The sequence below is a fragment of the Amycolatopsis sp. N2S4-7 genome, from assembly GCF_058119595.1.
Genome location: NZ_CP172299.1, coordinates 10306911 through 10321797 on the forward strand (window position 1 = coordinate 10306911; position 14887 = coordinate 10321797).

General features: G+C 72.8%; 9 protein-coding genes. 5 read left to right on the plus strand and 4 right to left on the minus strand.

Annotation, left to right across the window (positions count from 1 at the left end; translation table 11 throughout):
* Positions 1–783 (minus strand): SDR family oxidoreductase, encoded by a 783-nt coding sequence (locus ACH54P_RS48700; protein WP_489910120.1) that lies wholly within the window; start codon positions 781–783, stop codon positions 1–3.
* A gap of 103 nt (positions 784–886) precedes the next feature.
* Between ACH54P_RS48700 and ACH54P_RS48705 the strand changes: the two genes are divergently transcribed.
* Both ACH54P_RS48705 and ACH54P_RS48710 read left to right on the plus strand, forming a co-directional pair.
* Positions 887–1498, plus strand: coding sequence for a TetR/AcrR family transcriptional regulator (locus ACH54P_RS48705; protein ID WP_489910121.1), 612 nt, complete (start codon positions 887–889; stop codon positions 1496–1498).
* A 258-nt stretch (positions 1499–1756) separates the two neighbouring features.
* The gene (locus tag ACH54P_RS48710; RefSeq protein WP_489910122.1) at positions 1757–4243 is read left to right on the plus strand and encodes a hypothetical protein; all 2487 of its coding nucleotides are present in this window, start codon (positions 1757–1759) and stop codon (positions 4241–4243) included.
* An 11-nt stretch (positions 4244–4254) separates the two neighbouring features.
* Here ACH54P_RS48710 and ACH54P_RS48715 read toward each other — a convergent pair whose 3' ends face one another.
* A complete protein-coding gene (locus ACH54P_RS48715; RefSeq protein ID WP_489910123.1) occupies positions 4255–6852 on the minus strand; it encodes a CHAT domain-containing protein in 2598 nt (865 codons plus the stop codon).
* A gap of 315 nt (positions 6853–7167) precedes the next feature.
* Between ACH54P_RS48715 and ACH54P_RS48720 the strand changes: the two genes are divergently transcribed.
* Positions 7168–10224, plus strand: a complete 3057-nt coding sequence (locus tag ACH54P_RS48720) for an NACHT domain-containing protein (protein WP_489910124.1) — start codon at positions 7168–7170, stop codon at positions 10222–10224.
* A gap of 10 nt (positions 10225–10234) precedes the next feature.
* Here ACH54P_RS48720 and ACH54P_RS48725 read toward each other — a convergent pair whose 3' ends face one another.
* Complete coding sequence (locus tag ACH54P_RS48725; protein ID WP_489910125.1) at positions 10235–10912, minus strand: TetR/AcrR family transcriptional regulator C-terminal domain-containing protein; 678 nt, start codon at positions 10910–10912, stop codon at positions 10235–10237.
* A gap of 727 nt (positions 10913–11639) precedes the next feature.
* Here ACH54P_RS48725 and ACH54P_RS48730 point away from each other — a divergent pair.
* On the plus strand, positions 11640–13028 hold the full coding sequence (locus ACH54P_RS48730) for a serine hydrolase domain-containing protein (RefSeq protein ID WP_489910126.1): 1389 nt from the start codon (positions 11640–11642) through the stop codon (positions 13026–13028).
* A 69-nt stretch (positions 13029–13097) separates the two neighbouring features.
* Here ACH54P_RS48730 and ACH54P_RS48735 read toward each other — a convergent pair whose 3' ends face one another.
* Positions 13098–14246, minus strand: coding sequence for a hypothetical protein (locus ACH54P_RS48735; RefSeq protein ID WP_489910127.1), 1149 nt, complete (start codon positions 14244–14246; stop codon positions 13098–13100).
* 88 nt (positions 14247–14334) lie between these two features.
* Between ACH54P_RS48735 and ACH54P_RS48740 the strand changes: the two genes are divergently transcribed.
* A complete protein-coding gene (locus ACH54P_RS48740) occupies positions 14335–14769 on the plus strand; it encodes a VOC family protein (RefSeq protein WP_489910128.1) in 435 nt (144 codons plus the stop codon).
* Positions 14770–14887: the final 118 nt, after the last annotated feature.

Genomic DNA, 14887 nt, shown 5'->3' on the forward strand with positions numbered 1-14887 from the left:
TCAGGCCGTCTTGATCGCCCCGCCGTCGATGACGTGGTCGGCTCCGGTGGTGCTCGCCGCGAGCGGCGAAGCAAGGTAGGCGATCAGCGCGGCGACCTCCGCCGGCTCCACGAGCCGTCCCGTCGTCATGCCCATCGTCGCGGGCAGCCCGGCCACCAGCTGCTCCCGCGTCACGCCCAGCGAGGCGGCGAGCTGGGCGCCGTAGCCGCCGGGCGACTCCCACATGGCCGTGCGGACCGGGCCGGGGGACACCGTGTTGACGCGGACGCCCTGGGGTCCGAACTCCTCCGCGAGGGCCTTCCCGAACGCCGTGAGGGCCGCTTTCGCGGTGGTGTACGGAATCGGGCCGGCGTGCGGCATCCGCGCACCGTTCGACGAGACGTTGACGACGGCGCCGCCGCGGCGCAGCAGGCTGGGCAGCGCGGCCCGGGTCGTGCGGACGGCGGCGAAGAGGTTCAGGTTGTAGAGCTCCGTCCACTGGTTGTCGTCGAAGGACAGGAAGCCGCCGGTCGCTTCGCCGTCACCGCCGCCCACGTTGTTGACGAGCACGTCCAGCTCGCCCAGTTCGGCCAGGGCCGCCTCGACGAGCCGCGCCGGTCCGTCGGCCGTTCCCAGGTCCACCGGGACCGCGATCGCCCCCAGGTCCTCGAGCTCCGGCGTCACCGTCCGGGCGGCCGCGACCACGCGCACGCCCTCGCCGGTGAGTGCCGCGACGGTGGCGAGCCCGATCCCCCGGCCGGCCCCGGTCACGACGGCGGTTCGCCCGCTCAGCTGCAGATCCATCCCTTGCCTCCTGATTGCGTCTCGTGCGATGCGCCTAAGCTATAAGATGCAACACTGATGATGCAAGTCGCGCCGATACGCTACCGCGATGTAGTGTCTTCGGGTGACGACGCAGCACTCTCCCGTCGGCGGCAAGCCGCTCCGCGCCGACGTGGAACGGACGGTGCGCACGATCCTGGAGGCCGCCGAGCGCGTGCTCTCGGCCGATCCCCGGGCCACCATGGAACAGATCGCCGAGGCCGCCGGAGTCGCCCGCACCACCGTCCACCGGCGCTTCGCCACGCGCGAAGCCCTGGCCGACGCCCTGACCCGATGGGCGACCGGGCAGTTCGCCGCCGCCGTCGACGGCGCGGTCTCCGACACGGCGCCACCCCTGGTGGTCCTGTACCGGGTCACGGCGGACGTGCTCCGCGTCAAGATCGGCTGGGGCTTCGCGATGACCCGGGCCGCCGGCGCGGCGGATCCGGAGATCGCCCGGGTCCACGCGGACGTCCTGGAGAAGTGCGACCGCCTGTTCCGCCGCGCCCGGACCGCCGGGCTCCTGCGCCCCGACGTCGACATCGAGTGGGCGCGCCGCTGCTACTACGCGCTGATCCACGAGGTGTCCCAGGGCGGACCGGCCGACGCGGACATCGACGCCCTGACGACGTTGATCGTGGACACCCTGCTCCGAGGATTCGGCGCCGACCCCGGGCGCGTGCCGGCCAGCCTGTGAGGGCCCGCCGTTGCCCTGCCTTCGGCCGGTCCGCGCATCGCCACCGGAGGGGCGGCCACGATGGACGCCGCACCGGCAGCGGCCAATTCCCCACCACTTCCTCTGCGCCGCAACGCCAGGTGGCGCGGCCGCCGGTCACCGTTTCTCCGCCGGATTCCCATAACCCGGCGGCGGCCGGGATGTGCGTGCGGTCGCGCGCCGACCCCGGGCGCGTGTCGACCAGCCTGTGCGGGCCCGCGGTTGGTGCACACTTGCCCGGTGCCCGTACCTCTGGCGTTGTTCACGCTGACCGGACTTTCCCTCATCGTGTACGTGACGCTCGGGGACACTCTGGAGCCGGAGTCCGTTCCGCTGCTCGGCGTGGGTTTCGTGTGCTGCGCCCTCGGGGTGTTCCTGCTGCGGGCCAGGAAACTCGAGGACGTGGAGGACGACGAGTGGGAGACCCGGGCGGAGCGCCCGGACGACGAAACCTCGGTCTACCTCCGGAGCGCTGATTTCGAGGACTTCGACACCTGGTCCGCCCGGCTCGCCCTGCGGGTGCTCCTCGAAGACGCCCTCGCCGATCCGGACGTCGTCGATGCCCTGGCCGGCGAGCAGCTGCAGCGGCAGGACGTCCGGCTGACCCTGCTCGCCGACGACTCGCTCACCGGCCGGATCCGCATCGAGCAGGACCGGCTCGTCCGCGCGGACGAGCACCGCGCACAGCCGGAAGCGAGACTGCGGTACCTGTCGCCCGGCCAGTTCGTCCTGCTGGCCGTCGTGGTGGCGGGCGACATCGGTTACCTCTCGCTGCTGCGCGCCGCCTGGCCGCGGTTGCCCCTGCCCCTGCACGTGGTCGCGGTCGCCGGTCTGCTGGCGGTGGCCGTGCTGTCGTTCCGGACGATCGGGCGGCACGCACCGGGTTTCCTCGGCCTCAGCGACGACCGGGCGCCCATCGAGCCGCATCCCGACCTGCTGCGCATCGGCGCCCGGCGCGAGCACCTGCTGGCGGAAATCGTGGTGCCGGCGGTCCACGAGTTCGTCCGGGCCCACCGGTCGGTTCGCTTCGGCACCAAGCTCGTGCACGCCGGCGTCTCGGGGCTCGGCGACGCCGACGGCGGGGAAACCATCATGACCGCCGGCGCGGAACGGCTGCGGCGCATCACCGAGCGGGCCGGGTCCGGGGCGGTGGCCCTCGCCGGTTCGCGTGGCGTCGGCAAGACGACCGCCATCACCGCGCTGAACGAAGGCAGGCTGAGCCGGGGCGGCGTGCCGCCGCTCGTGGTCATGGCTTCCGCGCCGGCCCAGTACGAGGCGCGCGACTTCGTGCTCCACCTGCACGCCCTGCTGTGCCGGACCGTGATCGACCGGATCAACGGCGTTCTGGCGCCCCTCCTGCCGGACGGCCCGGGCCAACGGTGGGCGGCGCTGGGCCGCGGTGCGGTCGTGCTGCTCCGGTTCCTCGTCGTCTCGCTCGTCCACCTCGGCGCGGCCTTCCTGCTTTGGGGCGGGCCGCTGCCCCAGGCCGTGGCCGAGGTCCGGGCGCTGGCCGCCGCCGCGGTCGCGGACCTGCCGTCGTCCGTCACGGTCCTGTGGCACGCTCAGCCGCTCGCCCGCTGCATCGCCCTGGGCCTGATCGGTCTGGTCGCCTGGCGCATCGCCTGGGCTGTGGTGGTGACGCCGATCGAACTGGCCGTGCTCGCCGTCCGGCGCCGGCTGCGTCACGAGCTCTTCGAGCTTCGCGCGTACGCCCTGCGGCAGCTGGCCGAGACCCGGTTCCTGCAGACGCACACCACTGGCTGGTCGGGCAAGCTGAGCCTGCCGCTGAAGGGGGAGGCCGGCCGGACCTGGTCGACGCAGCGGGCCGAACAGCAGCTGACGCATCCGGAAGTCGTCGAGAAGCTGCGGTCCTTCGCCAAGGAGAGCTCGGAGACGCTCCGGGACAACGGCGTGATCGATCGGATGGTGATCGCCATCGACGAACTGGACAAGATCGGCGAGCCGGAGAAGGCCCAGCAGTTCATCAACGACATCAAGGGCGTGTTCGGCGTTCCGGACTGCCTGTTCGTCGTCTCGGTCTCCGACGACGCGGTGCTCAACTTCGAGCAGCGCGGCCTGGGGATCCGCGACGCGTTCGACAGCGCCTTTTCCGAGATGGTGCGGCTGGAGCATTTCAGCCTCGACGAGAGCCGTCAGTGGCTGGCGTCGCGGGTCACCGGGATCACGGAACAGTTCTGCTACCTGATCCACTGCCTTTCGGGCGGGCTCCCGCGCGATCTTCACCGCTACACCGTCGAAGTGATCGACGTGGCCGCGAGGGTGCACGAGCCCAGCCTCGCCACGGTGACCGAAACCCTGGTCCGGAAGGACCTCGCCGGCAAGGTCCAGGCGCTGATCGGGCTCATGAGCAGCTTCGACGCCGCGCCGGAGCACGTGACCCTCATCGCGAAGCTGCTCACGATCCGGGACACCGCGAATCCCCTCGAACTCGCTCGGATGGGTGAAGACCTCATCCGGGAGACCTCGCCGGATTCGGTCGACCAGACCGATCTGCTCCGCTGGAGTGCCGGGTGCGGCACCTTGTTCTGCGCCACGCTCCTGGAGGTCTTTTCCGACGACCTCGGCCAGGACGCCCTTTCGGAGGACTTCCACGAGCTCGCGCTCGCGCGGCGGCAGATGCAGGTGCTGCCGCAGCTCGCGTGGCGGCGGATCGCCGACTTCCGCAAGGCCCGCGACCTGGGCGCGGAGGTCCGGCCGGAAGCCTGAGCCGCGGCGGGTCAGCCGCCCACGTGCACGAAGGGTGCCCAGGACACCGCCGGGTGCGTGTCGCGCAGCTTGCGGACCGCCGCGTGCAGGGCCCTGGCCGGGGCCGGCGAGGTGACCAGCGCGTCGTAGAAGCCGCCCGCCGTGAGCTGGGCGACGTCGTCGGCGACCGGCCACAGCGTGCCGATGACGTGGGGGAACCCGGCCATGTGGAACGCTCCCGTGACGTGCAGGGCCTCGTCGGTGAGATCCGCCCGGGCCACGCTCGTCTCGCACGCCGAGAGGTAGGCCAGCTCCGCGCGGGCGAGCCGCAGCCGGGCGATGTCGGCCACCGTCAGCGGGTCGCGGTCCCACAGCAGCAGGCTCCCCACGGTCCCGTCGGCCGGGCTCGTGGCGTGGCAGGCGAAGTGCACCCAGCGGTGGCGCGGCACGGCGGCGAGGACCCGGTCCCGCCCGGCGCGGTCGCCGCTGAGCACCACCGCGCCGGGAATCCGGCGCGCGATGTCGGCCGCTTCCCCTTCGGCGCCGGGCAGGTCGGGCACGCCGGGCGCTTCCGGGACGGCGACGACCAGCAGCTCGGGCTCGGCCACGGTGAGCGCGGGTCTGCGCCACGCCGACGCCAGACCGCGAACGGTCGGGGCGTACGACGACACCACGAGATCCGGCGCGTCGCCCGCCGCGTGCAGGGGCAGCGCGGTCAGCGGGCCGGTCGGGATCCACCACAGCCGCGGCAGCTCTTCGTGCGGTGCGGGCCGGTCGGCACCCAGGGCCCGCAGCACCGGGGTCGTCACGACCTTCGCGATCCATTCCAGGGTCTCGTCGGCCGCCGCCGGGCGCCGCCGCCGGAACCTGTCGGCGCGCTCGGCCAGCTCCGCCAGCCCCAGGTCCGGCAACGGCACGACGACGACCTCGCCGCCGTCGAGCAGGAACGCGTCGCAGCGCAGGGCACTCACGTTCACCATCGCCACGGGACCGTGGCCGGCCACCGCGGTCAGCAGCTCGCCGACCTCCGGTGGACGCAGGAACCGTGCGAAGCCCGGGAGGTCCCGGATCTCCGCGACGAGCTGGTCCCATTCCCGCGCCAGCGTGTGCCGCTCCGCGCCGGAAACGGTGGCGTCCGCCGCCACGCCGCCGAGGAACGACGCACCTTCGGGCCGGTCGAGGGCCGTGCGCACCTCCTCGAACCGCCGCGCGAGCCCAGGATGCCGTTCCGCCAGGTCGGTCAGCTCGGTGCGGGCGTCGAGGGCGTGCCCCAGCATCACGCCCCGGCCCTGTTCCAGCAGCGCCACCGCCTGTTCGGGCCGGCCGGCCAGCACGGCGCACGCCGCGGCGTCGGAAGCCAGACCGGTGAACACGGCGAGCGCCCGTTCGCGATCCCCCTGGGTCACCCGCCGCGGCGCGAGGCGGGGGAGGAGCTCCACCGCCAGCTCGAACGCCGCCAGCGCCGCGGCCACGTCGTCGCGGTCCAGCTCCACGTACGCCTGCAGCCGGGCCGCCGCGACCCGGTCCCGGGCCGGGAAAGTCTCCTCCTCCGCCACCTGACGGCACCGCTTCGCGGCCCCGCCGGCGTCACCCCGGAAGACCAGGGCGAGCGCGTGCCGGTACAGGGCCTCGGCTCGTGACGGATGCCCGTGCGGCGTGGCGTCGACGGCTTCTTCCGCCGCCCGGAGCAGCTTGCGCAGCACGCGGCGCCGGCGTAGCGGCAGGTTGGCCCGGCCCGCGAACCCGGGCGTGAACCGGTGCGGCGCGCTGTCGGGCACGCCCGCGCCCGCGACCAGGGCCAGCCGCTGGATCTCGGCCACCACGGCGGACCGCTCGGCCCGGTTGGGGTGCCCGTCCGGGGTCGCCCGCAGGGCTTGCCGGGCCGGCTCGGCGGCGGCGCGCAGGTCTTCCGGCCGTCCGGTCGCGGTGTACCTGGTGAGCAGGGTGCGCGCGAGATTGGCGCGGAACCGGTGCAGCAGCAACGGGTTCGACGACGCCGCGGCCGCGCGGGCGAGCGCGACCGCCTCGTCGATGGTCGCGAGGTCCCGGTCGGCGTGGAACCGCCGTCTCAGCGCCTCGGCCAGGTTGGAGCGGGCGTACACGAGGTCGTCGGAGTAGCCCGCGGCCGTTTCGAGGGCTTCGCGGTACAGCGCGATGGCCTGGTCGAGTGCCGAGCTGTCGGCCCGGTGGACGTGCAGGGCGTACAGCGCGTCGGCCAGGTTGTTCACCCTCGCCGACCGCCGGCGGTGCTGCGGCGGCGTCATGTCCACCGCCTCGCGGCAGGCCGCGACGGACGCGACCAGGTCCGCTTCCGACCCCGTCCGCCGCCACCGCAGGCGCAGGGTGCCGGCGAGGTTGGCCAGGTAGGACGGCAGGCGTTCGGTGTCGTAGAAGGGGCATTCGTCGACCGCCCGCCGGAACAGGCCGACCGCTTCGTCGAGATCGGCCGGATCGCCGTACCGCTCGTACCGCGACCACAGGGCGGTCCCGAGCCCGTTCGCGACGGGCCCGTCGAGCCGGGTGACCGACAACGCGGTGAATCCCTCCACCGCCGCGGCCAGGTCCTCGGGCCGCCCGGCGCGTTCGTAGGCGTCGAGATGCGCCTGGGCGCGCTCGTACGATCCCGTCAACGGTGCCGCTCGCAGTCGGCGGGCGTGCCCGGATCGCCGTGGCATCCGGCGCGCATCGGCTCGCCCTTTTCGTCCCCCGGCTCCTGGACCTTGCGCGTCCCGTTCCCGAACACCCACCCTCCCCCGGATGTCGACGACTCATCACGGTGCGTCACCGAGGAGTGTACGTCACCGGGGGTGCGGTCGCGGTCATCGGCGGGATCGTCACCGTCCTGGGTGTCGTCGAAACCCTTGCGTCGCAAGCACAAGCCCGGTCTCGGCGGCGGTCGGTGAGAACGCCCGTGCGGCGGCGTCCCGTTCGGTAGCATCATCGGCATGTTGTCGTCGGGGCTGGCTGCACTTGTCGCGCAATCGGCGGCGAAGGCGGTGGGCGGCATGGCCGTCCGCGCCTCGGCTCCCGCCTGGAAGGCCGCCGCGCACAAGCTCCGGCCCGCGCCGTCGGTGGTCCGGAAGTCCCCGTACTGGAGCCAGGTGAAACTCGCCAAGGCCCAGGAGGACAAGGTTTCGGCCTACCTGTCCGGGCGGTTGTGCACCGGGTTGCTGGAGATCTACGCGTACCTCGAGATCACCGAAGACACCGAGGGAGCCGGCGAGGAACGCGAACGCCTCGGGGAGACGTTCGCCGCGGAGCTGTCGGAGAACCTGGACCTGCCGGACGAGCAGGCCGGGCGCATCGCCGCCACGCTGTGGGCGGACCTGTGCGGCTGCGTCCGGCTCCACGTCCGCCAGCTCCGCGAGGAGAACGTCTTCAGCGCCGACGACCTCGTGTACGCGACGAGCCTCCGGCAGGGCGCTCCCGAGCAGTCGGCGCTGTCCTCCGCGATCGCCGACCGGTGGACGCTCTCCCCGCAACGCCGGCGGGTCGCCGCGGCGCAGACCGCCATCCGCGTCATCCAGCAGGCGATGCGGACGCGCTACGCCAAACTGGTGATGCCGCATTCCCGGGAGGACCACCAGGTTCCGATCGAGCAGATCTACGTCTCCCGGTTCCTCACCCCGCGGGCCGGCGTCCACGCCGCGGACGACCGGGCGGCCGACGCGGCGCCGGTGGCCGAGGAGGAGCTGAGCGACCGGCGGTTCGTGGTCGTCGGCCACCCGGGTGCGGGGAAGAGCACCTTCATCCGCAACCTGCTCTACCGGGTGGCCGGCCGGAACGGGGAAACCGCCGCGGCGCCGATGGTCGTGGAACTCAAGGACCACCCGTCGCCGACCGACTCGTACCTGGGCATCCTCGCGGAAACCCTGCGCGTGCTCGCCCAGGCCGAGTTCGACGTCGGGACCATCCGGGACGTGCTGCGGCTGGGGCTCGCCGTCGTCGTCTTCGACGGGCTGGACGAGATCGCCGACGTCAACCTGCGCCGCGCGACGGTGACGGCGATCGAGATGTTCAGCCGCCGCTACCCGCTCGTCACCGTCGTGGTGACCTCCCGGGAAGAGGGGTACCCGCACGCCCGTCTCGACCCGGCCTCGTTCCCCGTCTACCACCTGCCGGACTTCACCGGCGAGCAGCTGCGGTGCTACGTCGAGCGCTGGTTCAAGATCGTCGCCGACCCGCGGGTCTTCCGGGCCGACGAGCGGGCGCGCAACTTCCTCGACGACAGCGTGCACGTCGGCGACCTGCGCACCAACCCGCTGATGCTGTCCCTGCTGTGCATGATCTACGAGTACGAGGGCTACATCCCGGAGAACCGGCCGCAGGTGTACGAGGAATGCGCGGAGCTGTTGTTCGAACGCTGGGACCGGGTGCGCCGGGTGCCGGTGTCCTTCAAGTCGAACACCCAGACCCGGTACCTGATCCAGGAACTGGCTTACAACTTCTTCAACAACGACGGCGTCCAGGGCGGCCTGCCGGAGGGACGGCTGAAGCAGAACATCAAGGACTACTTCCAGCGCAACGTCGTCGACGACGCCGAGTCGGCGTCCGGCCAGGCCCAGGACTTCCTCGACTTCTGCGCCGGCCGGGCCTGGCTGCTCGCGCAGACCGGGACGTCCGAGCGGGGGGAGCGGCTCTTCGGGTTCACCCACCGGACGTTCCTGGAGTACTTCGCCGCGTGTTTCATCGTCCGGCACTGCGACAGCGCCCGGGACCTGGTCGGGATGATCCGGCCGATGATCCAGTTCAACACGAGCGAAGTGGTGCCGCAGATCGCGATCCAGCAGTTCGACACCCGCCGCGCGGACGGCATCGACGACTGCCTGGAACTGCTGGTGCTGGACAACTCGCGGCGCATCCACCTCGACTTCGCGCTGCGCTGCCTGCGGTTCATGCGGCCGACCCCGCGGGTGCTGGAACGGCTCTGCGCCACGGCCGTCGCGGTCTACGGGCGCAACCCGGATCCGCGGCTGCTCGGGCTGCTGCTGGGCGTTCCGCGCGAGGTGGTCCCGGTCGCGCGGCGGACCTGCGCCCGGATCCTCGCCGACAGCCCGGCCAGCGAAGCCGCGATCGGCGCGGCCGTCGTGGACGAGCTGCTCATCCGGGTCGAAGCCGGGGCCGCGCCGGCCGACCTGACCGCGTCGCTGAACGGCAGTGCGGAAACCCTGCGCCCGATGCTCTCCGGCGTGGCGGCCCGGCTCGGGCCCGATCACCCGGAGGTGCTCGCCGGGCTCTGCCGCCGCGGGCTCGTCACCGCCGGGCACTACGTCGGGACCCTGGGGCCGCGTGCGCTCGTGTCGGTGCCGGCGTCCGCGCGGGAGGAGGGGCCCGGCCCGCTGGTGGAGCGGCTCCGGATGTTCTTCGCCGCCGGTGAACTCGACCCGGAGCTGCACGAGATGCTCGCCTGCCTCGCCGAGACCCCGGAAGCGGTGGTGCCGCTGTCGTGGCCGGTGGTGGCCGGGCTGGCCGAGATCGGCAGGCCCGGCGGGGCGACCGTGCCCTCCGGCGAGCCCGGGCCCGGCACCCCGCCGGAGCCGCCCGGCCGGCCGATGTTCGACGACAAGGCCGTGCTGGCCGACCTGCTGGCCTCGGACGAGCTGGTCGACGCGCGGGCGGGGGACACGCTGGCCGCGCTGCAGCCGCCGTTCGAGTCCGCGGTCGTCCGCGAGCACTTCCCGCCGCCGCCCGGCGGGCCGGCTTCGTCGACCGGGTTCTACCTGCTGTTCGTGGCGATCCTGCTGGCCGCGTTCGAGCGCGACACCTGGCGTTCGGTCGAGCTGTCGGCGGTGTGGCGGTTGATCGGGACCCGCCTGCCGGTGTTCGCCGAGGCCTTCCACCGCCACGCCCAGCCCGACAAGAAGACCGGCCGGCTGCACCTCACCCGCGAAGACCTGGCGGCGTGCGTCCTCGAATTCGCGAGCGCGGCGAAGGTCGGACCCGCCTGGAGCACCTGGCTCCGGAACTGGGCGAGCGGCGCCGCAACGGCCTTGAACCGGTGATCCTCCGGCGTCACGCGGGGTGGTGGGGCCGCCCGGTGGAAAGGATTCCGCGGATCAGGACGTCCACCGACCAGGCGAACCTCTCCTCGCCGGTGCCGGACATGATGTCCTCGCGGGCGGCGTGCACGCGCGGGTACTCGGCGGCCGGGGCCCGGTTGACCGCCTGGGTGACCGGGCCGTCCGGGGCGGCGGGGCCGAGGCCGTACGCGCGTTCCGCCGCCACCGCGGCCATCGACATCGTCAGCACGTTCACGGCCCACGCGGCGGCCGCCGGCTCGACGCCGGCCTCGGCCAGGATCTCGAGGATCGCTTCGGCGATGCGCAAGGCGTTGGGGCCCACCGCGGCCGTCTGGAAGGCCAGCTGCGCGAGGGCGGGGCTCTTCGCCAGCACGGTCGCATAGGACCGCAGGAGCCGTTCGAGGCGGTCGCGCCAGGGTTCGCCGGCCTCGCCGACGGTGACCTCGTCCAGCGCGAGGTCGAGGACCAGGGCCTGGAGTTCGCTCAAGTCGTCGACGTACGCGTAGAGCGCGGCCGTCCGGCGGCAGGGCGGGTCGCTCGACATCCACGCCGGGACCGGGCAGGTCGCCCTCGCCGAGGCGGGCTCCTCGAGGCGGTCCGGGCGCGCACGCACGCCGGCGGTGAGGCCGTCCGCGTGCTCGACAAGAACGCCCGGGTCCACGTCGACCACGGGGAGCCGCCGGGCGGCCGTGGCCGGCCGGAGATCGACCGGAAAGCCTTGCGGCAGCTGCTCATCTACGCTCTCTCCGGGGCATGGGTGTCGTTTCGCGCCTGACGAGCCCCATCGAGCGCGTCTTCGCGGCGAAGAAGGGAACGCCATGACGGAGCTGGACCTGGCGCCGTCGAACTGACGGTCGCCGACCTCGGCCGCAGCGTCGGGTACTACACCAGGACATCGGGCTGCGGCTGCCGGCCCGCGACGCGGCCAGTGCTGACCGACCACGTCGTCGCGCGCTCGTGCGCCGGCAGGACGGCCGGTGCTCGTCGCGGATCCGTGGGATCTGAACGACTTCTCCGGCGAGCCCGGCGCGGACCGGCCCGGCCGGGGGAGAGCCCGCACCGGAGGACAGCGCCCACCTCCCTCGGCGTCGACCTGCTGCGCCCGACCGCGGACGCGCGATCCCGGCCGGGAATGTGCTGCGGTTCAGCGCGCCCGCCTCGGCGTGACTCCCCGGCCCCGGCGTGGACCGCGCCCTGATCGGCCGCGTTGACCAAGACCGGCGGCTGGGCCACGGCCGATGGTGAGGAAGCCGGCGTTCTCGAACTCGCCGCCGAACGGCGTGCCCCGACCGCTTGGGGACGCCACGAAACCGGATGGTCGAGGACGACCAAGTTCGCGCGGTCCGCTCGTCGCCGACGACGAACTCTTCCGTCCGTCTCGTTCCTAGTCTTGGCGCATGAGCAACCTTGACGACGTCCAGGCGTGGCTTGACGAGCGATTGCCGCTGCTGCTGCGGAAGTACGACGTTCCGGGTGCGGCGTGGGCCGTGCTGCAGGGCGGCCGGGTGGCCGACGGGGCCGCCGGTTCGCTCAGCAAGGCGACCGGCGTCGAGGCGACCGCGGACTCGGTCTTCCAGATCGGGTCGGTCACCAAGCTGTGGACCAGCACCCTGGTCCTGCAGCTGGCCGACGAGGGCGTGATCGACCTCGACGAGCCGGTCCGCACGTACCTGGCGGAGTTCCGCATCGCCGACGAGACGGCCGCCGCGCGGATCACCGTCCGGCAGCTGCTCAACCACACGGCGGGCTTCGAAGGCGACATCTTCACCGACACGGGCGTCGGCGACGACTGCCTCGAGAAGTACGTCGCGACGCTCGGCGGGACCCCGCAGCTGTTCCCGCCCGGGGAGCAGTTCTCCTACAACAACGCCGGTTACTGCGTGCTCGGCCGGCTCGTCGAAGTGCTGCGCGGGAAGCCGTACGACGGGTGCCTGCGCGAGCACCTCGCCGCGCCGCTGGGCCTCACCCACACCGCGACCGGACCGTACGAGGCGATCATGTTCCGCGCCGCGGTCGGCCACGTCGAGCCCGAGCCGGGCGCCGGGTACGTGCCCGCCCCGATGTGGGCGATGGCGCGGTCGAACGCACCGGCCGGCTCGATGCTCGCGATGCGGCCGCGGGACCTCGTCACCTTCGCCCGGATGCACCTCGAGGACGGCCGAGCGGCCGACGGAACCCGGGTGCTGGCCCCGGGAACCGCGGCCCGGATGCACGCCCGCGAGGTCGACCTGCCGGACCTCGGACTGATGGGAACGTCGTGGGGGCTGGGGTTCGAACGGTTCGACACGCCGGCCGGGACGATCATCGGCCACGACGGCAGCACCATCGGGCAGGGCGCGTTCCTCCGGATGGTCCCCGAGGCCGGGCTGGCCGTCGCACTGCTGACCAACGGCGGCGACGTCGTTTCGCTGTACCACGACGTCGTGGGCCACGTCCTCCGCGAGCTCACCGAGGTGGCGTTGCCCGCCCTGCCGGCACCGCCGCCGGCCCCCGAGCGGATCGACGCCGAGCGCTACCTCGGCACGTACTCGGCCGACGTCTTCGACCTCACCGTGAGCCAGGACGACGACGGCCGCATCTGGATCGAGCAGGCTCCCAAGGGGATCTTCGCCGAGATGGGCGGGCGGGTCGAGCGCACCGAGCTCGTCCACTACCGCGAGGGCATGCTGATCCCGCTCCGGCCGGACCGCGGCATGCACATGCCCCACGCCTTCCTGGGCGACGACGGCACCGGCCACGCGCTCTACCTGCACCTGGGCCGAGCCGTACGCCGCGCCGGCGCTTGACCCCGGGGGCGTGACGCCGGCCCGGAAGCGCACCCAGTTCTCCCGGTCTTCCGGTGTATCGACGCTCGGCTAACGGAATGCGAGGTAGACGGCCCGCACCGCGAGGGTGCGTTCGATTTCGTCGATGATCGGGGCGAAGAACTGCTTGCGGTGCTCGTTGTCGCTCATCGACGTGACCGCGAAGTACATGCTGCCGAATCCCGCCAGGAGCGTGGCGTTGCGCAGCAACGCGACCGGTATTCCGGGCAGCAGCACCGAAATCGCGGGTTCGGCGCCGATCCACTGCTGCGCCGTCACCGGCGTCACGACGATCAGGCCGAGGAGGACGAAGAAGGCGAACAGCGCCAGCCCGATCACCACCGCCTGGACGAGCTGGCGGCTGGCGAGCACCAGCAGCAGGTTGCGTTTCTGGCGCCCGTTGAGGCCCACCGGCCGGATCGGGGTGTCGAGCGCCGCGTCGGCGAGGGGGGTGCCCTGGCACGCCACGGCCAGCATGGGCGGGCTCAGATCCTGTTCGACCCGGCCGATTTCGTCGCGCAGGCGCGACGCCGCCGCCAGCACGGTGACGGCGCCGAAGAGGGCGACGACCAGGGCGAGCCGCCACCAGGCGAGCTGGTTCATCAGCTGCCACAGCTCGCTGGTGAAGAACAGGAACAGCGTGACGAACAGCAGCACGGGCAGGGCCCGGCCGAGCACGTGCACGCTGTGGCGCAGGTCGTGGAGCGCGTGCTGGATCGCCTGGCGCACCAGCGACGCCAGGCCGTAGGTCGTGACGACGTACGTCGCCGCGAAGACGGCGGCGAAGAACACCACGAACCCGAGAAGGCCGAGTGCGTGGCCGCCGGGCGGGGTGACGGCGCCGTCGACGGCGAGCTGCAGCAGCGGGACGGCGAGGGGCATGGTGGCGTAGGCGGCGAGGATCGCGATGGTCGCCGGGCGCGAGAAGCGGGGGAGCCGCCGGACGAACGCCGAGAGCGTCACCCAGGCCGCGAGGGTCGCCGCGACGACCACGCCGAGCAGCACCCAGCGGCCGGTGCCGGCCGTGCGGAGCGGGAGCAGCCACGCGAGGCTGGCGATCGTCACGAACGCCAGCGCCGGCAGCATGCGCGGCAGGATGTGCTCCACGAAGCCGTACCCGGCGATCATCGTCGGCGTCCCGCGGCGCAGGAACCAGCGTTCGGTCCGGCGCGCCCGGGCCTGCGGTGAGGTGATCGGCATCGGCAAATGATCCCCGCCGGCCCCGGGGCCCGGCTCGCCGGGCGGCGATGACGTCCGGGCGGCCGGCTCGCGCCCCTATGATGGGCCGATGGGGTCGATCAAACAGGTCCAGGTCACCTTCGACTGCGCGGAACCCGAGCGGGTCGCCCGGTTCTGGTGCGAGGTGCTGGGCTACGTCGTGCCGTCGCCGCCGGAGGGGTTCGCCACCTGGGACGACTACGAGCGTTCGCTGCCGCCCGAGCGCCGGGGTGCCTCGTTCGCCTGCATGGACCCCACCGGGGTGGGCCCGCGGCTGTACTTCCAGCGCGTACCCGAAGGCAAGGTCGTCAAGAACCGGGTGCACCTCGACGTGCGGGTCGGCACCGGGCTCGTGGGTGAAGAGCGCCTCGCCACCCTCGAAGCCGAGTGCGCGCGCCTGGTCGCGCTCGGCGCGGTCCGCGAGCAGGTCCTGCTCGCCGACGACGAAAACGAGTCGTGCATCGTGATGCAGGACGTCGAGGGCAACGAGTTCTGCCTCGACTGAGGGCGCCGTCCACCGTCCGAGCCGGATGGTGAACGGCGACCCGCGGCCGGGGGTGCTGGTCACCGACAGCTCGCCGCCGTGCGCCTCCACCAGGTGCTTGGAGATAGGCGAGCCCGAG